Annotated in this window: 20 protein-coding genes and 2 pseudogenes; 12 read left to right on the top strand and 10 right to left on the bottom strand. The window is 66.7% G+C overall.

Annotated features, from left to right (window positions below; translation table 11 throughout):
* Nucleotides 1–53 precede the first annotated feature (53 nt).
* The 3 genes from CGU34_RS14660 to CGU34_RS14650 all read right to left on the bottom strand — a co-directional run bounded on the left by CGU34_RS14660 (nucleotide 54) and on the right by CGU34_RS14650 (nucleotide 3,186).
* Entirely contained in the window at nucleotides 54–1,322 is a 1,269-nt protein-coding gene (locus CGU34_RS14660) for an IS256 family transposase (RefSeq protein ID WP_100809674.1), read from the bottom strand.
* A 362-nt stretch (nucleotides 1,323–1,684) separates the two neighbouring features.
* The gene (locus tag CGU34_RS17260; protein WP_198517837.1) at nucleotides 1,685–1,834 is read right to left on the bottom strand and encodes a hypothetical protein; all 150 of its coding nucleotides are present in this window, start codon (nucleotides 1,832–1,834) and stop codon (nucleotides 1,685–1,687) included.
* Between the two features lie 410 nt (nucleotides 1,835–2,244).
* On the bottom strand, nucleotides 2,245–3,186 hold the full coding sequence (locus tag CGU34_RS14650; protein WP_100814510.1) for a GlxA family transcriptional regulator: 942 nt from the start codon (nucleotides 3,184–3,186) through the stop codon (nucleotides 2,245–2,247).
* A gap of 107 nt (nucleotides 3,187–3,293) precedes the next feature.
* Here CGU34_RS14650 and CGU34_RS14645 point away from each other — a divergent pair, with 107 nt between their 5' ends.
* The gene (locus CGU34_RS14645; protein ID WP_033107114.1) at nucleotides 3,294–3,605 is read left to right on the top strand and encodes a putative quinol monooxygenase; all 312 of its coding nucleotides are present in this window, start codon (nucleotides 3,294–3,296) and stop codon (nucleotides 3,603–3,605) included.
* A gap of 51 nt (nucleotides 3,606–3,656) precedes the next feature.
* On the opposite strand, the pseudogene CGU34_RS17470 reads toward CGU34_RS14645, so the two are convergent.
* Nucleotides 3,657–3,896: pseudogene (locus CGU34_RS17470) on the bottom strand (aldehyde dehydrogenase family protein); the annotation flags it as partial.
* A gap of 383 nt (nucleotides 3,897–4,279) precedes the next feature.
* Here CGU34_RS17470 and CGU34_RS14635 point away from each other — a divergent pair.
* The gene (locus CGU34_RS14635) at nucleotides 4,280–4,459 is read left to right on the top strand and encodes a hypothetical protein (protein WP_198517835.1); all 180 of its coding nucleotides are present in this window, start codon (nucleotides 4,280–4,282) and stop codon (nucleotides 4,457–4,459) included.
* A 283-nt stretch (nucleotides 4,460–4,742) separates the two neighbouring features.
* Here CGU34_RS14635 and CGU34_RS14630 read toward each other — a convergent pair whose 3' ends face one another.
* Nucleotides 4,743–5,186, bottom strand: coding sequence for a TetR/AcrR family transcriptional regulator C-terminal domain-containing protein (locus tag CGU34_RS14630; protein ID WP_269800310.1), 444 nt, complete (start codon nucleotides 5,184–5,186; stop codon nucleotides 4,743–4,745).
* A 12-nt stretch (nucleotides 5,187–5,198) separates the two neighbouring features.
* A pseudogene (locus CGU34_RS17590) lies at nucleotides 5,199–5,279 on the bottom strand (TetR family transcriptional regulator); the annotation flags it as partial.
* Between the two features lie 50 nt (nucleotides 5,280–5,329).
* Between CGU34_RS17590 and CGU34_RS17795 the strand changes: the two are divergent.
* Nucleotides 5,330–6,022, top strand: a complete 693-nt coding sequence (locus tag CGU34_RS17795) for a hypothetical protein (protein ID WP_198517831.1) — start codon at nucleotides 5,330–5,332, stop codon at nucleotides 6,020–6,022.
* Nucleotides 6,023–6,317: 295 nt separating this feature from the next.
* Here CGU34_RS17795 and CGU34_RS14620 read toward each other — a convergent pair whose 3' ends face one another.
* Together CGU34_RS14620 and CGU34_RS14615 are read right to left on the bottom strand one after the other, a co-directional pair.
* Nucleotides 6,318–6,770 carry a flavodoxin domain-containing protein gene (locus tag CGU34_RS14620; protein WP_100814508.1) on the bottom strand — a complete coding sequence of 151 codons (453 nt, stop codon included), beginning with the start codon at nucleotides 6,768–6,770 and terminating at the stop codon, nucleotides 6,318–6,320.
* Entirely contained in the window at nucleotides 6,770–8,029 is a 1,260-nt protein-coding gene (locus CGU34_RS14615) for an FAD-dependent oxidoreductase (protein WP_157811339.1), read from the bottom strand. Before CGU34_RS14615 ends, CGU34_RS14620 begins: the two co-directional genes overlap by 1 nt.
* 167 nt (nucleotides 8,030–8,196) lie before the next feature.
* Here CGU34_RS14615 and CGU34_RS14610 point away from each other — a divergent pair, with 167 nt between their 5' ends.
* The 8 genes from CGU34_RS14610 (at nucleotide 8,197) to CGU34_RS14575 (ending at nucleotide 17,195) form a co-directional block, all read left to right on the top strand.
* Nucleotides 8,197–8,946, top strand: a complete 750-nt coding sequence (locus CGU34_RS14610; RefSeq protein WP_232711694.1) for an HD domain-containing protein — start codon at nucleotides 8,197–8,199, stop codon at nucleotides 8,944–8,946.
* Between the two features lie 7 nt (nucleotides 8,947–8,953).
* Nucleotides 8,954–9,751 carry an IclR family transcriptional regulator gene (locus CGU34_RS14605; protein ID WP_100814506.1) on the top strand — a complete coding sequence of 266 codons (798 nt, stop codon included), beginning with the start codon at nucleotides 8,954–8,956 and terminating at the stop codon, nucleotides 9,749–9,751.
* A 133-nt stretch (nucleotides 9,752–9,884) separates the two neighbouring features.
* Nucleotides 9,885–11,159: a cytochrome P450 gene (locus tag CGU34_RS14600; RefSeq protein ID WP_100814505.1), complete on the top strand. Its 1,275-nt coding sequence runs from the start codon at nucleotides 9,885–9,887 to the stop codon at nucleotides 11,157–11,159.
* Nucleotides 11,156–12,235: a PEP/pyruvate-binding domain-containing protein gene (locus CGU34_RS14595; RefSeq protein ID WP_332870625.1), complete on the top strand. Its 1,080-nt coding sequence runs from the start codon at nucleotides 11,156–11,158 to the stop codon at nucleotides 12,233–12,235. Before CGU34_RS14600 ends, CGU34_RS14595 begins: the two co-directional genes overlap by 4 nt.
* A gap of 56 nt (nucleotides 12,236–12,291) precedes the next feature.
* On the top strand, nucleotides 12,292–14,154 hold the full coding sequence (locus tag CGU34_RS14590) for a PEP-utilizing enzyme (protein WP_100814504.1): 1,863 nt from the start codon (nucleotides 12,292–12,294) through the stop codon (nucleotides 14,152–14,154).
* Nucleotides 14,155–14,179: 25 nt separating this feature from the next.
* The gene (locus CGU34_RS14585; protein ID WP_232711693.1) at nucleotides 14,180–14,926 is read left to right on the top strand and encodes an SDR family NAD(P)-dependent oxidoreductase; all 747 of its coding nucleotides are present in this window, start codon (nucleotides 14,180–14,182) and stop codon (nucleotides 14,924–14,926) included.
* A 17-nt stretch (nucleotides 14,927–14,943) separates the two neighbouring features.
* Nucleotides 14,944–15,684: an HD domain-containing protein gene (locus CGU34_RS14580; RefSeq protein ID WP_100814502.1), complete on the top strand. Its 741-nt coding sequence runs from the start codon at nucleotides 14,944–14,946 to the stop codon at nucleotides 15,682–15,684.
* A complete protein-coding gene (locus CGU34_RS14575; RefSeq protein ID WP_100814537.1) occupies nucleotides 15,684–17,195 on the top strand; it encodes an aldehyde dehydrogenase family protein in 1,512 nt (503 codons plus the stop codon). The genes CGU34_RS14580 and CGU34_RS14575 overlap by 1 nt, the downstream gene beginning before the upstream one ends.
* A gap of 375 nt (nucleotides 17,196–17,570) precedes the next feature.
* Here CGU34_RS14575 and CGU34_RS17585 read toward each other — a convergent pair whose 3' ends face one another.
* The gene (locus CGU34_RS17585) at nucleotides 17,571–17,831 is read right to left on the bottom strand and encodes an IS3 family transposase (protein ID WP_100814501.1); all 261 of its coding nucleotides are present in this window, start codon (nucleotides 17,829–17,831) and stop codon (nucleotides 17,571–17,573) included.
* Here CGU34_RS17585 and CGU34_RS14565 point away from each other — a divergent pair.
* Complete coding sequence (locus tag CGU34_RS14565) at nucleotides 17,830–18,438, top strand: helix-turn-helix domain-containing protein (RefSeq protein WP_198517829.1); 609 nt, start codon at nucleotides 17,830–17,832, stop codon at nucleotides 18,436–18,438. The two genes, CGU34_RS17585 and CGU34_RS14565, sit on opposite strands and share 2 nt — an antisense overlap.
* Here the strand turns inward: CGU34_RS14565 and CGU34_RS14560 are convergent.
* Nucleotides 18,344–18,985, bottom strand: coding sequence for a TetR/AcrR family transcriptional regulator (locus CGU34_RS14560; RefSeq protein WP_051514124.1), 642 nt, complete (start codon nucleotides 18,983–18,985; stop codon nucleotides 18,344–18,346). The two genes, CGU34_RS14565 and CGU34_RS14560, sit on opposite strands and share 95 nt — an antisense overlap.
* Nucleotides 18,986–18,988: the final 3 nt, after the last annotated feature.

Raw genomic sequence — 18,988 nt, 5'->3', positions numbered from 1 at the left:
GGTCAAGTCCCGTGTTGTGGTGTCAATCCGGCTGCTTCCTTGATGGGTGAGGGTCAGGCGGTGAGGAACAGGTCGGGGCGCTCAGGCTCGGCGTGGTCTTGGAGTGTGTGGACGAGTTTGCGCATGGAGATGTCGGAGAGGTAGCGGCGTTCACCGTATTGCCATTCCTCGTGCTGCTCCTGCAGGACGGCGCCGATGAGGCGGGTGACGGAGTCGCGGTCGGGGAAGATCTGCACGACGTCGGCGCGGCGTTTGATCTCACGGTTGAGGCGCTCGATCGGGTTGTTGGACCAGACCTTCTGCCAATGCTCACGCGGGAGCGGCGCGAATCCGGTGAGGTCTGCTTCGGCAGCATTGAGCATGTCTGCGATCTCCGGGAACGACCCGCGGAGGGACGTGGAGACCTGGTGATACTGGGCGATCACGGCCTCGGGGGTGGTCTGCGCGAAGATCGTCGAGATCAGCGCGTTGACGGGCTTGGAGCGTGCCGATCCGAGCTTCTGGGTGACGTTACGAGCGAAGTGGACGCGGCATCTCTGCCAGCCCGATCCGGGGAGGATCGCTTTGACGGCGGCTTTGATGCCGGCGTGAGCGTCGGACGTGACGAGGGTCACGCCGAGCGGGTCTGTGTCGGTGGAGACTTTCAGACCGCGGTCGCGGAGGGAGCGGAGGAACTCGGTCCAGAAGTCCGTCGTCTCCGCGTCGCCGAGAGCCATCCCGAGGATCTCCCGACGGCCGTCGCCGCTGACCCCGGTCGCGACGATGAGGGCTTGGGAGAGAACCCGGCCACGGTGGCGCACGTCGAGGTAGGTGGCGTCCAGGAACAGGTACGGGAACCAGGTGTGATCGAGCCGGCGGTGCAGAAACTCGTGCACCACCTCATCGATCTCGGAGCAGATGCGGGAGACGGTGGACCGGCTGATGCCGGTGTCGTTGCCCAGCGCGCGGACGAGCTGGTCGACCTTGCGGGTGGAGACTCCGTCGATCCAGGCCTGGCAGATCACCGCGTAGAGCGCCTTGTCGACACGGCGGCGTGGGCTGAGCAGGCTCGGGAAGAACGACCCCTCCCGCAGCTTCGGAATCTGAATGTCGACCTCCCCCGCGGGCGTGGCGAGCGTCTTCGCGCGAGCACCGTTGCGACGCGTGGTGCGCTCCGCCGTGCGTTCGTAACGGGCCGCGCCGATCTTCGCGGTCGCTTCCGCGTCAACAAGGTCCTGCAGCCCCGCCTGCAGCATCCGACGGAACACGTCGGAATGGGCGAGGTCAGGATCGGCGAGGACTTCTGCGATCAGGGTCGTCAAGGCAGACTGATTCTGGGTCATCGTGGGATCTCTTCTTTGCTTCTTGGCGGAAACAACTGGTCATCCCACGATGGCCCTCCTACGTCAACGACGACGAGAACCCCGCAGGAATTGACACCAAGCTACGAGACGCACCCCATGAACGCTCAACGGAGTTCTGCCGGCGGCGGGATTAGCGATGTGCTGGACATGGATGCAATCGGTGTTGGGATTTCGTGAAACCGTCCCACGTTCTTGTCAATGTTGCGGAAAACTGCCAGTCTGAGTTTCTGCAATTCTTCCTTTTAGCTTCGCCACGTTCTGGCAGACTCAACGCGCCTCGCAGGAGTACAACAAGCCCGGAAATGGTCATTTCTCGATCTGTTTGCGCCACCGAGTCGAAGCTAGTCGAGACGCCGCACCACGCCGGCTCGGTGGAATCCGAACAGCGCTGCACCGATTCCATCTCCATGGAACCGCACCACGCCTAGCTCCGCCTCCGAGTAGGCGCGCCCGAGCGTGAGGTGCGTTGCATCCCGGTAGAAAGCTGCCACCGCGGATTGGTAGTCGGGCTCTTCCCAGATGAGGGTGTAGGCCGGCCGGGAGCGTCGGTCCGCAGATAGACGTCGAGGTCTCCCGACGACGGAGGTTCCTACGCCATCCGTCCGAAAGACCTCAACGTGACCGACGCTACCCCGCCGGCCGGCTTCGGCCGCCCTGACCTGACCGCCTTCGCGTCTCATCCCAGTCGACCCTGATCGAGTCTGCTGACCCCCTCGACGAGAACGCAGCGACATCACAGCCACCCAACCCCGACCGTCCGGGAAGCCGGGACACGTCACATGACCTGTGCTGCGGGCGTGTCGAGTGGGTCGTCCAGGGGCGACGCAGGAGCGTCGACGCGACGTGCTGAGAGGTGGTTCCAGTCGAGCGCTAGGACACCGGCTACAGGCATGGCGATAGGTCAGGAACGGCGTCGCTCCCTGCGCAGGAGGGAGCGCAGAGTCTCGGCGTTCGCGTAGCCGACCCGTAGCGCGATCTCGGCGGAGGTGAAGTCCGTGGTTGCTGAGAGGTGCCGAGCTCGTTCGATGCGAAGCCGTTGGACGAAGCCGAGCGGAGTGAGGTTGAGCGCCGCACGGACTCGTCGTTCGAGGGTGCGCCGGCTGGTGCCGAGCGACTGCGCGACGAAGGCGACGTTGAACGGTTCGTCCAGGCGGGCGCGCACGAAGCGTTCGAACTCGACGACGATCGGGTCCTCGTGCCGGAGATGTTCGTAGGCGACGAAGGCCGCCTGCGACGGACGCTCGTCGATGATGAGGAGCTTGGCGACATGTTGGGCCAGGTCGGGGCTGATCGATCGCACGAGTGAGAGCGCGAGGTCGATGTGGGCGAACGCGGCGCCGGCGGTGACGAGGTTCCCGTCGACCACGACCATGGTGTCGAGATCGAGGGCGACGGTCGGATAGCGCTTCAGGAACTCCGGCCCCAGGAACCAGCTGGTCGTCGCCCTCCGATGATGCATCCGTCCGGTCTCGGCGACAGCGAACACGCCGGTGCACGCCGCGGCGATCCGGGTGGTCGCCTCGTCGAGGCGCCCGAGCGAGGCGATGACCGAACGAGCATCTCGGCTCTGGAGGACGTCGTTGGTAGCGGCGGCCGTAAGGGTTCCAAGCGCAGGGACAACGACCACGTCGAACTCTGCGGACTCCGACAGCGGGTGGTCCACCGACAGGGTCATCGATGCCGTCGTGGTCACTCGCCGTTTCGGTCCGAGGATGGCGAGTTCGATCGGGTCGATCTGCGGGTCGACATCGCCGCGGGCTCCGTCGGCCACCCGCACGATGTCGATGATCGACGCGATAGCCGAACCGAAGCAGCCGTCGATCGCGATCAGTCCGATACGCATGACGTAAACAATAGCAATACTGCCGTATACGCCACTCCCCACCGGCCCTCGCTCGTCATACGCTGAACTCGTCCCACGAAGAACCCCGACGTCAAGGAGAGTCCCTCATGTCCACACCCGCATCACTTCCGTATGCCTTCGTCGCCAAGATCGTCGCGGCCGATGGACAGCACGACGCGGTCGCCGATCTGCTCGCCGGCGCTGTCGCACTCGCCAACGAAGAAGTAGGAACGATTGTCTGGTTCGCGGTCAGGACCCACGCCGACACCTTCTGGATCTTCGATGCATTCCCCGACGAAGCCGCTCGCGACGCCCACGCCAACGGCGCCATCGTCGCAGCCCTGATGGCCAACCAGCACCTCCTCGGCGCAGCACCCGAGATCCTGGCGGCCGACGTCCTCGCGTCCAAGCTCCCGTAGTCCGCCAACGCACGAGACGATCGCGCCCCGCCGAGCCGTCGACAGGATTGCGGCATCGGTGTCGCGATCGTCCGCGATCCCGACGATCGCGTCGGCCATCTGACGCGCGCGCTCGGCCGCGGAGAGCGACGACCATGCCGGATAGGCCGCCTTGGCCGCCGCGACCGCGTCGGCGACGTCATCGGCCGAAGCGGAGGCCGCCTCACCCACGATCACGCCTGCCCTAGCCGGATCGGCGACCTCCAGCGTCTCCGCCGTCTGCCGTTCCCGACCTCCAATGAACAGCCCCATACGAACCGCCGTGGGTATGATCTTCCCAGACACTACTTGGCTCCCTTGCCTCATGCACCCGCCGCGATGATGCGGCTCTGACCATCATGATCGCTTCCAGGTCAGAGTGACCACGTAGTTCTACGCATTCTGCGTCTGGTGTCCAGAAGTCACTGCATCGCCGAAGTCGGTGGCGCGCAACGAGGACTGGCTCCACGGGCGCACGTTCCTACGCATCATCGCTATGGGAGTCGCCGCATCCCACGCAGCAAGTTGGGTGCGTGATTCTGTCGCGCGTCAGCCTATGTGGCAGGGGTCGTAGTTGCTGAGGCAGCGCCCTATCGAAAGGTCTGAGTCATCATGAGTCGTCGCCCTACGATCCTCGCGAGAAGAAGCTCCGCATCGTGTTATCCGTGCTGGAGGGTGAGATCTCGATCGCCGAAGCCGCGCGTCCTGAGAAGGAGTACGAGCAAGCGATCGGGAACTGGAAACGGCAGTTCCTCGAGGGCGGGAAGGCCGGGATCGAGGCCGGCAATTCGCCCGGACACGGGCGACCGGCACCGAAACGTCCTGGAGCTGACTGAGAACGGCCACGCGGTCCTCGCTCATGCTGTCCACGCCAGCGACCAAGCGGAACGACAGTTCCTCTCGCAACTCGACGACGAGGAGTCCGCACAGCTGCGCATGCTGCTCACACGCGTGACTCAGGAGCACTAGGGGTCTGAAGGTGAGGCGCGTGCCCGGGTAGCTGCGCTGTACCCGGTGCGTTCACTCCATGCTCGACGGAATGCCCGAAGTCAACCAGGGACTATCGACCCATGGTTCGGCGGGCCGCCGGTGCGGTCCGCCGAACTCGAGCTGAAGAGGTCATTCGGAGTGCCCGACTTGGGTCATGTAGCGGGCGAGGAATGTCTCAACCGCGCTCTCGACCGTTTCGACTATCGCGCGATCGGTGGGGGACCACTCCTGCAGCAGGAGATGGGGCCAGAGCACGAAGTTCGAGATCATGCCGAGGAACTCCGTCGTCGCCCGGACGCCGTCCGGCACCTCGAGCCGACCGCCGGTGGCCTCGGCTTCGATGTATTCGCGGACGAGCTCGAAGAACGGTTCCTTGCCGAGATCGAACTGCATTCGGCCGAGCTCGGGGAATCGCGGCGCCTCGGCGATGACCATTCTGTGCAAACCCGCCATGCTGGGGCGGTGAAGGAGCTCGGCGTAGCGGCTTCCGAGGGTTCGCAGTGCGACTCGGGGGTCTCCGCGCTCAGGCGGTGCGATATCGGCGCCGGGATCAGCTGCCCAGAACCGGAGCACGATCGCCTCGAACAGATCCGCCTTCGTCGGGAACTGCTTGAACATCGTCGCGGTGGACACGCCCGCGCACTCGGCCACGCGAGCCAGTGAGGTCTTGTCGTACCCGAGCTCCGGTCCTGACCTTCACCCTCTGTGTGTGAGGGATGAGCCGTGTTGAGCCAGTTGATCCCCGTGTCCGCCTCGCGATCACGCAGTGGCCACCCGATGCTCCGCGCGGGGCGGTGACGACGTTCTGTTTCGAGCACGGGATCTCGCGGGAATCGTTTTACGCGATCCGAAGACGTGCCGCCTCGGAGGGGCCGGCCGCTGCGTTGGAGCCGAGCTCCAGACGCCCGAAGCACAGCCCGGGCAAACTCACCGAGGACGTCGCCTCGCAGGCGATTGCGGTGCGGGCCGCGTTGGAGCAGTCGGGGCTTGACCATGGTCCGATCAGTGTTCACGAAAAAATTCGCACGCTCGGGATGGAGCCGGTGCCGTCGACGGCGTCGCTGTCTCGCATCTTCCGTGACACCGGTGTCGCGAAGACCGAGCCGAAGAAGAAGCCACGCTCGTCCTATCGCCGGTTACCGGAGCAGCAAGGCAGCCAGGAAGAGCCCATGCTCCAAGAAGCTGAGCCACTGATCAAGAATCCGGCGCCATTCTTGGGCAAGATCGGGCTGGACCCCGATGCGCTCTCCCACATGCGGGATGGATTCCGTGCGACGGCGGAGGGTCTGAGCGAGTTCTTTGTGGCGGGAGGCCAAAGTGCTGGACGCACGAAGGACACAGGACCGAGTCATCGGGCTCATCGAGACCGAACTGGACAGGGATGCTCTGGCGCCTCAGGAACGCCTTGAGTTTATTCAGGCCGGCGAGTGGATGGTGGGCAAGGTCGGAGATAGCGACGAAGGAGTGCGGGAAGCGAACGAGCAAACCTTCAGTAAAATCGTCGCGATCGCGGCCGGAGCTGCTGCGGGAGTGCTGTTCTGGGGTACCTCGCCAAGGAGGGCAAGCTCCCAATCGACCCGCCTAGCGCCGCAAGCTGAGACGCCGGAGGCGGCGCGCACGATCAGGCGGGTTGGTCGGCCAGTGGAATGTGCGCGTAGACACGGCACTGGTGTGCTAGGTCACCCCCGCCCCCCTGTTGAGGCCTCAGACGACGGCGGCGACCTCGGCGATGACCGACTCCGCCCACGCGATCCCGAGCTCACTGGAGTCGTCGAATCCGGATGCGTCATGCCGGCCGTACTCGCCCACGCGCACCGCGCCCAGCTCGGTGAGCAGCCGGTCGATGTGCTCGCTGCCCTGGCTGTACGTGTCAAGATACGCGCGATCGCCCAGCCCGAACATCGCGTACCGCAGACAGGTCAGGTCGGGTCGCTGAGCCTGAAGGCGATCGAAGAAGGGCTGGGCACCCGAGGGGAGCTCGCCGTCGCCGTGACTGGAGCAGATCACGAGGTAGAGCGCCCCGGGGTCCAGGTCGTCGGGGTCGAACTCCGACATGTCCTCAACCTGCACGGCGCTCTCGCTGATCGCGCCGGCGATGTCCTCCGCGATCATCTCGGCGTTGCCCGATTCGGTGCCGTACAAAGCCACAACCTTCATCAGTCCGTCCCCTCGTCGTCTGTTCTGCCCGCTGGCGTCGTGAGCTCGTGCTCCATGCGTTGGCCGAGCAAACCGGCCCATGTCCGGACCTTGCGTCGCGTCCTTCTGGGCGCGGCGCTGGCTAGCTCGTAGGCATCGATCTGCCGCCAGTGCTCGAATCCGACGGCGCGGTCGCGGACTACCTGCGGCAGCCCATCGAACCCGGGTCGCGACGGCGCCTCGTCGGGTACGTCGAGGGTTGTGAGCACGTCGCTTGCGACCTGTTTGGCGTCGGCGCGGTTCTCGGGGATCGTACCGACCGGGCCGCGGCGGGCCCAGCCGACCGTGTGCACGCGGGCGACCGGAGGCGCCGCTGCCTCTCCGGTGAAGCCGATCGCGGTCACGATCGTCTGGGCGGGGACCAGGTGCTCCCCGGACGCGTCGCGCACCCGCACACCCTCGACACGCTCCTTGCCGATGATCTCCACCGTTGCCGTGCGGAAGCGGAGCGTGATGCGCACTCGGCTGGGAACGGCATCCGCCGCTGCCAGGGCGCGCACCGTCGCACTCTTCTGATCACCCTCGTCGGGAGAGAGTCCGTGTGCTTCGATAACGACGCCGGCGATGTCGCCGAGTTCGCGCAGCATCGCCCGATCGAACTTGGCGTCTGCCGCGCTCGAACGCGCGAGGAGCGTGATGGACGCGATCTGCGACGCGAGCAGGCCATGCGCCTCGTCATCCAGGTCAGACCCGTCGTAGTGCTCGCTTGCCTTCGCGAGCAGTCGCACCACATCGATCGCGACGTTCCCGGCGCCGATCACGACGACGTCACCGCCGAACTCGAGGTCGTCGCCGTTCTCATCGGGATGCCCGTTCAGATATCGCGTCACTCTACCGGCGCCGACCACCCCGGCCCGTCCGGCCCCGGGGATCGCGAGCGCGCGGTCCTCGTGCAATCCAGTGGCTAGGACCACGGCGTCGAAGTTCGCTCGCAGGTCTTCCACGGTGACCTGATGACCCAGTGTGATGTTGCCGGCGAAGCGCACGCGAGGGGAGTCGAAGACTCTCTCGAACTGCCGGGTAATCGCCTTCGTGCCCTGATGGTCGGCCGCCACCCCGTAGCGGACGAGGCCGTAGGGCACGGGCAGCCGATCGAACACGGTGACATGAACGCGAGGGTCGGTCTTCGTCAGGAATTGGGCGACGTAGCATCCGCTGGGGCCGCTCCCGACGACGGCGACCTGGGGGATGCGACCGCTCGGCACCTCTGGTTCTCGCACTCCGGCACCTCCCCTCGCTCGTCCGTCGGCGCAATGGTATCGGCCGGGGGTGATCCACGGTTGGATAAGATTCCACTCAGTGGACCCTGCCCTAGGGTGGTAAGGCCAGACCGAGCAGTGTGGATCGGACGGGGGCGGACCGCCGCCCCGAGAGGAGCGCGACGGCGATGTCCGAGATTCCCATGGTCGCAGCCCGATCCGCTGTCAAGCTTCATCCGCGCGGACGAAGCTTCCACAGCGACGTCAGCACGCACATTCCCACGAACGCCCCAGGCGTGATCGACCTCGAGACGATGGCGCCTCTTCAGGTGGACGGCATCCGAGTGGACCTCGTCGGGATGTGGGAGCGGGCAGCGCCGCTGCTCGCCATCCGCGACAACGACGCTCACTCCCTCTACGCCCTCGGCATCGCGGCATCCCTGGCGGCCGCGCTGCCGGAGGCCGACCCCGTCGTCGCGCTGCCGGCGATCCTCCTGCATGACATCGGCTGGTCCCAGGTGCCGCCCGATGAAGTGCTCGCGGCGATCGCGCCGGGCGGAGGCAGGCCGGACCTCGTGCGGATGCATGAGGTGGAGGGGGCGCGCCTTGCGCAGGAGATCCTGGTCGACGTGGGGCATGACGCGGCAGCTATCGCCCGGATCGTCGAGATCATCGACGGCCACGACAGTCGCGTGCACGCTCTCTCGATCGAGGACGCGATCGTGAAGGACTCCGACAAGACATGGCGTGTCACCCCGCACGGGCTCGACGTGGTGATGGAGTGGTTCGGCCTCGAGCGCCACGAGGCATTGAGTCTGTGCGCATCCCGCGTCATCGATCACCTGTTCACAGACCCTGCGCGGGCGCTCGCGCGAGGCCTCGTCGCGATGAGTTCAGTCACGATGTGGCCGCAGTCCGCGGCTCTCGGGGAGGACTGACAGCAGGATGTCCGGCCGGAACCGCGATGGGACGGGAGTCCTCGACAGGGTGATGCTAATCCTGGAGGCCCTGGACCGCGCTGCGCGGCCGCAGACGCTCACCGAACTGTGCACGGCTACGGGCATCAGCAAGGCCACGACATATCGCCTGCTGACCGGGCTCGTGGACGTGGGGCTGCTCGCTCGCACGACCGACAGCAGGTACGCACTGGGCATCCGGCTGTGGGAGATCGCGCAGAACGCCGGGAGGCAGTTGCGGGATGCTGCCCGGCCTTTCCTGCAGGACATGTTCTCCCTCGTGGGTGAAACGACCCACCTCGCGGTGCGCGAGGGCGACGAAGTCCTCTACATCGAGCGCATCTACGGCACGCGACGGGTCCCCCGAGCGTCCCGCGTGGGCGGGCGGCTCCCCTTGCACGCCACGGCGGTGGGCAAGGCGATCCTCGCCTTCGAGGAGGACTGGGTGCGCGAGGCCTACCTCGATCGCGAGCGACTGGAGCGGCCGACCCCGCACACCGTGGTGAACCGCGAGGCTCTCCGCGCCGAGCTCGTCGAGGCGCGGCAACGGGGCTACGCCATCACGCGCGAGGAAGTCCGGGTCGGGTCGTGCTCGATCGCGGTGCCGGTGTCGCAGGGGTCACACGTCGTCGGGGCGATCGGCGTCGTCGTCAACCCGGAGCAGGCAGAGACGATGGTCCGGTTCGTCCCCGCGCTCCAGGCAACGAGTCGGCGCATCCAGAAAGCGACGGCGCACTTCCCCTGGGAGACCCTGTTCCAGACCGGCCTCCCCTCCCCGCATCGCTGATCGGGATCCGGAGCCGAGCGCGCAGCGTAGGTGCTGGGTCCACTCAGTGGAACATCCAGAATCCCCACGGGAGAGGGCTCCTATGGTGGGAAAACGCTCTGCACAGCATGTGAGATCCGAGCAAAGGAGCACGATGACCACCGCTGAAATCCCTACCGGCCGTTGCCCCGTCATCCACGGTGGTGGCGGGGAGGACTACGGGTACGAGCCCTTCCAGATGAAGGACCCGTTCCCCTCCTACCAGCGGTTGCGAGACGAAGCGTCCATCGTCTTCGATGAGCGCACGGGCTACTACGTCGTCACCCGTTACGACGACGTGAAAGCGATCTTCGCGGACCCTGGCACCTTCTCGAGTGAGAACACCGCGGCGCCGGTGCGCCCGTACGGACCGCCGGCCAAGCAGATCATGGCCGACGGCGGGTTCTCCGTGTACTCCGGACTCAGCTCGCGTCAGCCGCCCGAGCACACCCGCATCCGATCGGCCGTGCAGAAGGGCTTCACCCCTCGCCGCCTGCGCCAACTCGAGCCGGCGATCCGCGAGCGCGTGACGGAGCTGCTCGACGCGATGCTGTCCGCTCCCGATGACCGGGGCGAGATCATCAGGGGCATCGCCTACGACCTGCCGACCGAGACGATCCTGAAGCTCATCGGTGTGGACACCGAGATGGTGCCGCTGTTCAAGCGGTGGAGCGATTCCCGCGCCGCGATGACGTGGGGAGACCTCGACGACGAACAGCAGATCCCGCATGCGCACAACCTGGTCGCCTACTGGCAGGAGTGCCAGCGACTCGTGGAGCACTGCAAGGAGAATCCCGGCGAGAATCTGACGAGCGATCTCCTGCGCGCCCAGGCCGAAGGCGATCCCATCACCGATCACGAGATCGCCTCGGTGCTCTACAGCCTGCTCTTCGCCGGTCACGAGACCACCACCACCCTCATCGCCAATACGCTCCGCGTCCTGCTCCCGAATCGGGATCAGTGGGAGGCTCTGGTCGCCGACCCGTCGCGCATTCCTGCCGCCGTCGAGGAGGTCCTCCGCTTCTCCGGCTCGATCGTCGCCTGGCGACGCCGCGCGACACGCGACGCAGAGGTGGCGGGAGTTGCGATCCCGCAGGGCGCCGACATCCTCCTCGTCCTGGGCTCGGCGAACCGCGACTCGTCGCGTTTCGACCAGCCCGACGAGTTCGACGTGGGTCGTGGGAACGTGCGCGAGCACCTGTCATTCGGGTTCGGCATACACACCTGCATCGGTGCACCCCTGGCCCGGATGCAGGTGAAGGTCGTGCTCGAGGAGCTCACCCGCAGGGTGCCGCAGCTGCGCGCGGTGGACCCCGACGCGATCGAATACCGGGAGAACCTGTCCTTCCGAGTGCCGACCGCCGTGCCGGTCGCATGGAACGAGGTATGAAACCGATGCTGAACCTGGTCCACACCTTCACCGATCTCACCCAGGGCGAAGTCGGCATTCACGGCGGCAAAGGCGCATCGCTGATCACCATGACGGGGGCAGGGATGCCGGTGCCCCCGGGCTTCGTCATCACGATCGGCGCGTTCGACGAGTTCCGCGACGTCAGCGGTCTTTCCCGCCTCATCGAGCAGGTTCTCGGAGATCTCGACGAGAACGATGTCGCCGCCGTCGATGCCGCATCCGCCCGCATCCGCTCCGCCCTCGAAGAAGCCACGATCCCGGCGGCCGTGCGGGGCCAGATCGACGACGCCTACGCCGCCCTGATGCGACGTATCGGGACCGAGACGCCGGTCGCCGTCCGCTCCAGCGCCACCGCCGAGGACCTCCCGGACGCCTCGTTCGCCGGTCAGCAGGACACGTACCTCTGGATCAGCGGTGCCGAGTCGGTCAACGAACACGTGCGCCGGTGCTGGGCCTCGCTCTACACCTCACGCGCCATTACCTACCGTCGCGCGAACAAAATCGACGAGTTCGGCCTGTCCATGGCCGTCGTCGTCCAGAAGATGGTCAACGCCCGCGCGGCAGGCGTGGCGATGACGCTCGATCCCGCCACCGGCGACCGCTCCAAGGTCGTCATCGACGCCTCCTACGGCCTGGGTGAACCGGTCGTCTCGGGGACCGTCACACCCGACAACACCGTGCTCGACAAGATCACCTTCGCGATCGTCCGGCAGAGCGTCGGCGAGAAGGCGCGAGAACTGGTCCCTCGGGGCGGCCGGCTCGTGGAGCGGGATGTCGAGGCCGACCGCCGCTCGGTACCCTGCCTGAGCAGCGACGACGTCCGCCGGGTGGCGGAGCTCGCCAAGCGGGCCGAGAAGCACTACCGAGTGCCGCAGGACATCGAGTGGGCGATCGACGACGACCTTCCCGATGGGGAGAACCTGGTGCTGCTCCAGGCCCGCCCGGAGACGGTTCACGGGGCACAGCCCCTCACCGCAAGCGTTCCGCAGGCCGCATCCACCAGCGGCTTCTCCCTGGGAAGCATCACCGCCTCGCTCACGCGCGTATCCGCCTGACCCTCTCACCTCAACAACACCGACGCGACGACGCGTCGGAGAAAGCGAGTTCTGCCATGCCGCTCCGCTCATTCCCGAAGCCATCCGATCTGACCGTCCCCGCCGGCGCGGAAGGCTGGGAGAAGCTCTACCCGTACTACCTCGCCTTCCAGCCGGACCAGCTGTCGGGCGACGACGACAAGTTCTGGTTCTGCGACAGCCAGCACTGGCCCACCGTCTTCCGCCCGTTCGAGACCATCACCGGCGAGTTCGCCGTGAAGTGCCTCGGCCAGTTCAACGCCCGGCATCTCCTCATCCCGAACGCCAACGGCATCGAGTTCCGGGTACACCTGGGTTACCTCTACATGTCGCCCATCCCGGTGCCCGCCGAGAAGATCGCCGACCGGGTGCCTCACTTCGAAGAGCGCGCCGGCTACTACTTCCAGAACTGGCAGCCGCTGCTCGACAAGTGGTACGGAAAGGTCAGGGACACCATCCGCGAGCTCGAGGGGCTGACCTTCGACAAGCTCCCCGACATGGTCCCGATCGAGGACATCCGCTCGGGCAAGTCGAAGGACGGCTCCGAGGTGCTGCTGGAGAACTATGACCGGCTGATCCAGCTGTGCTACCAGGCGTACCAGTACCACTTCGAATTCCTGAACCTCGGCTACATCGCTTACCTGGACTTCTTCACGTTCTGCATGCAGGTGTTCCCCGACATCCCGGAGCAGAGCATCGCCGCCATGGTGCAGGGCGTCGACATGGAGCTCTTCCGCCCGGATGACGAGCTGAAGAAGCTCGCGATCCTCGCCCGTGAGCTCGGCCTCGAGAGCGCGTTCGGCAACACGGCCGACGTCGAGGGGACGCTCGGGGCCATCCGCGGGCTGCCGAGGGGCGACGAATGGATCGCCGCCTACGAAGGCGCCCACGATCCCTGGTTCAACTTCACCGTGGGCAACGGCATGTACGGGCACGACAAGTACTGGATCGAGCACCAGGGGATTCCGCTCGGCTACATCCGGGACTACATCCAGCGACTCGCGAACGGCCACGAGATCAGGCGTCCGATCGAGGATCTGATCGCCGAGCGTGAGCGCATCAAGACCGAGTACCGCGAACTGCTGGAGGGTGAGGCGCTCGACACCTTCAACGCGAAGCTCGCTCTCGCCGAGACCGCGTATCCCTACGTCGAGAACCACAACTTCTACATCGAGCACTGGACCATGAGCGTGTTCTGGCGCAAGGTGCGGGAGCTGTCTCGCATGCTGAAGGAGGAGGGGTTCTGGCCGGACGAGGACGGCATCTTCTACCTCGGTCGCAACGAGCTGCGGGATGCCCTGTTCGACCTCGTCACCGGATGGGGCGTCGGCGCCGAGCCGGTCGGGCCCTCCTACTGGCCCGCCGAGGTGGAGCGTCGCCGCGGGATCGTCGACGCGCTCAAGACGCAGCGGCCGCAGATCGCCCTCAACACGCCGCCCGTGGAGATCACGGAGCCCTTCACCTCCATGCTCTACGGCATCACGACGGAGCAGGTGAACACCTGGCTCTCCGACGACGAAGGCGGCGGGAACGTCCTGCGAGGAATGGCAGCGTCGCCCGGAGCCGTCGAGGGGCGGGCACGGGTCATTTCCAGCCCGGACGAGCTCGACCAGGTGCAGGAGGGCGAGATCCTCGTGGCCTCCGTCACCGCCCCCTCGTGGGGCCCGATCTTCGGGAAGATCAAGGCCACCGTGACAGACATCGGCGGAATGATGAGCCACGCGGCGATCGTCTGCCGGGAGTACAACCTGCCCGCCGTCACCGGCACGGGGACGGCATCGACGACCATCCGCACCGGGCAGCTGCTGCGCGTCGACGGATCCACCGGGGTCGTCGAGATCGTGGACGAGACGGCCGCGCCCGAGGATGCGCTCGTCGGCGCCCATGGTCACGGGCGCTGAAGCGTGGAGCGACGGGAGCGATGACGTGACGACCACGGCAGGGTCCGCGCTCATCACCGGAGCCGGGGGAGGGCTGGGGCGCGCGATCGCCCTGGCGCTCTCCCGCCGCGGGGTCCCCGTCATCGCTGCGGACATCGACCTCGACCAGGCGCGCGAGACGGCGCGCTTGATCGAGGTCGCCGGTGGCCGGGCTCACGCTGTTCTCGTGGACGTCACCGATCCGGCTTCCGCGACGGCTGCCGTGGAGGCCGCGGTTGCCGCGGCCGGACCGCTCGCCGCTCTGGTCAACAACGCCGCGATCTACGCCGCCATCCGTCGGGCACCGTTCAGTGAGATCACGGTCGAGGAGTGGGACCGGGTGATGGCCGTCAACTTGCGCGGCCCGTGGGTCATGGCCGTAGCCGCGCGTGAGGTTCTGCTGGACGGGGGGCGCATCGTCAACATCTCGAGCGCCACCGTGTTCAGCGGCTCCGAGCAGTGGGCTCACTACGTCGCCTCCAAAGCGGGCGTCATCGGACTCACCCGCGTACTCGCCCGCGAGCTCGGCCCCCGGGGCATCACCGTCAACGCGGTCGCACCCGGCTTCACCCTCACAGAGGCGAGCTACAACCTCATCGAGGACGCCGACAGCTACGGCGTCACGCGCTCGGCGCTCAAGAGAGCGGCACAGCCCGACGACATCGTCGGTGCCGTGCTCTTTCTCACCGGCCCGGACAGCGGGTACCTCACCGGCCAGACGCTCGTCGTCGACGGCGGCCGCCAGTTCATCTGACACACCCCGGGAGAATCATGTCCAACTCGACCCCCACGACAGCCACGACGGCCAGGGACGCACCGGTCGACACCGAGCTGGCAGCGGCGTTCGCCCAGGCGTACCCGATGCGGCCCATCCCGTCTACGGGCGTCGTCGACGCCTCACCCATCAGCAGTGCCCCCTCACGCGAAACCGATCTCGACGAGATCTGGCGAGCGGTCGAACCGGAGACGCGGGCACGGCGGAACGACATCCACCTGCCCATCTCGCTCACCTTCGCCGAGCGCCTGTGCGACGCCCATCCCGAAACGGACCGGTTGCTCGTGCGGGTCGCGACTCTGTTGCACGACACGGGGTGGGCGAGAGTCGACGAATCCCGCATCATCCCGGAGGGCTTCGGCCCGGACTGGCGGCGCTCCGGCATCCGCTTCGAGCACGAGCGGCAGGGCTGCATCGTGGCGCGGGAGGTGCTGCCCCCCTTGGGCTACGACCGGGACTTCATCGACGCCGTCTGCGCGATCATCGAAGGGCACGACACCCGCATGGTCGCCTACGGCCTCGAAGATGCGCTGGTGCGCGACGCGGATCGGCTCTGGCGCTTCACGCACACCGGCGTCGCGGTGTCCTCGACGTGGTTCTCCATGACGCCCGCCCAGTACACGGATCGCCTCGAAGCGGAGGTGCTGCCCGAGTTGCTCACCGACGCGGGGGTGCGGATGGCCCGCGCGGAGCTCGAGCGTTCCCGGGTGCTGCTGAAGACGGCGGTGTTGCGGTGATGCCTCCGTCCGGCATCGCGACGAGTGATCGCATCGACTCCCTGCCGCTTCCGATCCGGCATGCGGACGACATCTTCGTCGACGGCGTGTGGACGCCCGCAGACTCCTCCGAACGACGCGGCGTGATCGATCCGGCCACCGCGCACGAGTGGGGCAGCGTGCCGATCGGCAACAGCGCCGACCTCGGAGCCGCGGTGTCGAGTGCGAGGCGCGCGTTCGATCGAGGACGATGGCCGCGGATGGCGCCGTCGGAGCGTGCTGCTGTGCTGCGCCGAGCGGCCGACCGGCTCGAGCTGCTCGCACAGCCGCTCGCGCTGACGAACACCCTCGAGAACGGGACCCCCGTCGCGGAGAGCGGTGGCGGGGCGACCAACGCCGCATCCATCTTCCGCTACTTCGCCACCCTGGCACCGCTGCTCGAATCGGATGACGTTCGACCCGCACCCGCCGGTACGCACGAGACCCTCGTGCGGCGTGATCCCATCGGCGTGTGCGCGCTCATCGCACCCTGGAACTTCCCGATCAACCTCGTCGTCGTCAAGCTGGCGCCCGCACTGCTCGCCGGGTGCACTGTCGTCATCAAGCCGGCATCGCTGACACCCCTGTCGGTGCGTTTCATCGTGCAGGCGCTGACGGAGGCGGGAATACCGCCAGGCGTCGTCAACGTCGTCACGGGGTCCGGAGAGCTCGGCGACCAGCTCGTCCGCCATCCCGACATCGACAAGGTCGCGTTCACGGGCTCGACCGAGGTCGGTCGGAAGATCGCCCGCCAGTGCGGTGAGCTGCTCCGGCCGGTGACACTCGAGCTCGGCGGCAAGTCGAGTGCGATCGTCCTCCCCGACGCCGACCTGGGGGTCCTCCGTTCCGCGCTCATCCGCTCCACCCTGCGCAACACCGGACAGACCTGTTACATCTCGACCCGGATCCTCGTACCCGACAGCCGCCACGACGAGATCGTTGCGACCATCGTCGGCACCGTCGCTGCCGCCCCCCAGGGGGATCCCCTCGACCCCGCGACGGTCTTCGGCCCGTCGGCGAGCGTCGCGCAGAAGGAAAGCGTGCTCGCCCACATCGCGGGAGCACGAGCGCAAGGCGCTCACGTCGCGCTCGGAGGGGACGCGGCGTCGATGCCGGCACCGTTCAGCGCGGGGAATTTCGTCGAACCCACTGTGCTGACCCAGGTGTCCCGGGACATGAGTGTCGCACGCGAGGAGATCTTCGGACCCGTGCTGACCGTGCTCCGCTACGGGGACGTCGACGAGGCTGTCGATCTCGCCAACGCGACCGAGTTCGGACTCGGTGGCATCGTGTTCGGGGGCGACGAGACGGTGGCGCTTCAGGTCGCCGAACGTGTCGACAGTGGCAGCGTGGGCGTGAACTTCTTCGCCTCGAACCATGCGGCGCCCTTCGGCGGCCGCCGCGACTCCGGTCTCGGTGTGGAGTACGGCCCCGAGGGGCTGCACGCCTACCTCACCTACAAGTCGATCCACCGGCGCCAGCGGAAGGCGTGAGACTCAGAGCGCGATGGATTGGCATGCGCGAGCACCGGCGTGCTGCCAAGGGGCGGACGGCCCCTCGGCTCGTCATGCAGGGCGACAGGGGACGTGGCCGAACCAAGCTCGCGGCAACGCCCTGGCAACAAGTAGACCCGATCGGGCCCGACCCAGACGAACGAGGTGACATGCTAACGTGATCGAATCCGCGTGATTCAGGCATAAGCCACCGAAGTAGATGTCGGCGTCGTGAGTTCAAATCCCACCGTCACCGCCAGTTTGAGCCCCGTTTCGGCTGATTTCAATCAGCTGGGACGGGGCTCGTTTTTGTTGGCTGCAGTTCGGTTGTGGGCAGGGCGTGGTCAGGGGTTTGAATCGGCCTGACTTTCGTTCCTATTGGCAGCTTTGTCCGGCAGGTGCCGGTTGGGCTGATTCTTGGTCGGCGTAGCAGGCGTCCTCGACCTCGATGGGAGTGCGCATGTCGAGCTCGCCGTGGAGGCGCTGGTTGTTCCACCACCACACCCACTCGAGTGTCGCCAACTCGACCTGCTCAAGGGTCCGCCAGTGTCCGCGTTGCCGAATGAGCTCGGGCGTGCTATAGAACTGACGGAGGTTGTTGACAGCCGGGTCTTCCAGTTGGGAGGAAGACTTCATGACATCAACTCTGTCCGCGTCTGCGTTGCGAGCTATCGAGCGACGGGCCAATCACAAGCTCGCCGTCCTGCGTCACGTCGAGGAAGTCAGCGGGAACGTCGCGGCGAGCTGCCGCTACTTCGGCGTGAGCCGGCAGGCGTACTACGCCTGGCTCAAACGCTACGGGGCGGAAGGCTTCGAGGGGTTGAAGGACCGCTCCAGCGCCCCGCACCACTCACCGACCGCGACGGACGCGGAAGTCGTGGAGAAGATCCTCTGGCTGCGTCAGCAGTATCACTTCGGCCCGGCGAAGATCACGATGTATCTGAAGCGGTACCACGACGTCACCGTCAGCGCGTCCGGTGTCTGGCGGATCCTGAAGAAGCTCGGCCTGAACCGCCTCCCAGCATCGCAGCGATACAAACGCACGGAGACCCGCTGGAAACGCTACGAGAAGCAACGCCTTCCCCGTCATCGGAGAGGTCGCCCCGACCGCCGAGATCCTGGAGTTGTTGCACGGCTGACCCGGTCGGTCACCCCGGCAGGCCGCGCATCCAGTCCGGGAACGCGGAATCGGCGAGGGGCGGTGGGACGGGCGTTTCGTCGGGGGTCGGCCCGAGGCCTTTGATCAGCAATTCCAGGTGCCGCCGGGCGAGTTCGGGCCCGAATCCCGGGGTGCTCGTCGCCACCCGGCTGATCGTGTGCGTCAGGATCGGAATGTCGGTCGCCGCGAAGTCGGCGCGCACGGTTCCCTCGCGCTTGGCGCGCTCGACGATCCCCGTCAGCAACGGCTCCACCTCGGCACGCAGCCGCGCGGCATCCTGTTCGATGTCGCGGAACAAGAACTCCTGGAAGGCTCTGCTACGCGACTGGAGTTCGACGAAGGCACGCAGCACCGACGTCAGCGCCTCGTGACCTGAGGGGGCACTGCTGCACCGTTCGATCATCGCGACGGACTCGGCGACGCGCTCGGCGAAGAGAGCGTCGACGAGCGCAGCTTTCGAGCCGAAAGCGCGGTAAACGGTGCCCACGCCGACCCCCGCGGCGGCGGCGACCGCCTCGATCGACGCCCCCAACCCGTCACGGGCGAAGATCGTCTCGGCGACGCTCAGAACCGTCTCGCGGTTGCGTGCGGCATCCTTCCGGAGCGGGCGGACGACGTCGGTCTCGGGCATTTC

The sequence above is a fragment of the Microbacterium lacus genome, assembly GCF_002812805.1.
In the GTDB taxonomy this organism is placed as follows: Bacteria; Actinomycetota; Actinomycetes; order Actinomycetales; family Microbacteriaceae; genus Microbacterium; species Microbacterium lacus_A.
This window is presented reverse-complemented; position numbering and strand designations above follow the sequence as displayed.

Bases quoted from the DNA above. Each gene is read 5' to 3' on its own strand.
- CGU34_RS14600 (WP_100814505.1), top strand. From the start codon at position 9,885: ATGACCACCGCTGAAATCCCTACCGGCCGTTGCCCCGTCATCCACGGT.
- CGU34_RS14660 (WP_100809674.1), bottom strand. From the start codon at position 1,322: ATGACCCAGAATCAGTCTGCCTTGACGACCCTGATCGCAGAAGTCCTC.
- CGU34_RS14595 (WP_332870625.1), top strand. From the start codon at position 11,156: ATGAAACCGATGCTGAACCTGGTCCACACCTTCACCGATCTCACCCAG.
- CGU34_RS14560 (WP_051514124.1), bottom strand. From the start codon at position 18,985: ATGCCCGAGACCGACGTCGTCCGCCCGCTCCGGAAGGATGCCGCACGC.
- CGU34_RS14590 (WP_100814504.1), top strand. From the start codon at position 12,292: ATGCCGCTCCGCTCATTCCCGAAGCCATCCGATCTGACCGTCCCCGCC.
- CGU34_RS14580 (WP_100814502.1), top strand. From the start codon at position 14,944: ATGTCCAACTCGACCCCCACGACAGCCACGACGGCCAGGGACGCACCG.
- CGU34_RS17585 (WP_100814501.1), bottom strand. From the start codon at position 17,831: ATGAAGTCTTCCTCCCAACTGGAAGACCCGGCTGTCAACAACCTCCGT.
- CGU34_RS14565 (WP_198517829.1), top strand. From the start codon at position 17,830: ATGACATCAACTCTGTCCGCGTCTGCGTTGCGAGCTATCGAGCGACGG.
- CGU34_RS17795 (WP_198517831.1), top strand. From the start codon at position 5,330: ATGAGCCGTGTTGAGCCAGTTGATCCCCGTGTCCGCCTCGCGATCACG.
- CGU34_RS14620 (WP_100814508.1), bottom strand. From the start codon at position 6,770: ATGAAGGTTGTGGCTTTGTACGGCACCGAATCGGGCAACGCCGAGATG.
- CGU34_RS14645 (WP_033107114.1), top strand. From the start codon at position 3,294: ATGTCCACACCCGCATCACTTCCGTATGCCTTCGTCGCCAAGATCGTC.
- CGU34_RS14650 (WP_100814510.1), bottom strand. From the start codon at position 3,186: ATGCGTATCGGACTGATCGCGATCGACGGCTGCTTCGGTTCGGCTATC.
- CGU34_RS14610 (WP_232711694.1), top strand. From the start codon at position 8,197: ATGTCCGAGATTCCCATGGTCGCAGCCCGATCCGCTGTCAAGCTTCAT.
- CGU34_RS14575 (WP_100814537.1), top strand. From the start codon at position 15,684: ATGCCTCCGTCCGGCATCGCGACGAGTGATCGCATCGACTCCCTGCCG.
- CGU34_RS14605 (WP_100814506.1), top strand. From the start codon at position 8,954: ATGTCCGGCCGGAACCGCGATGGGACGGGAGTCCTCGACAGGGTGATG.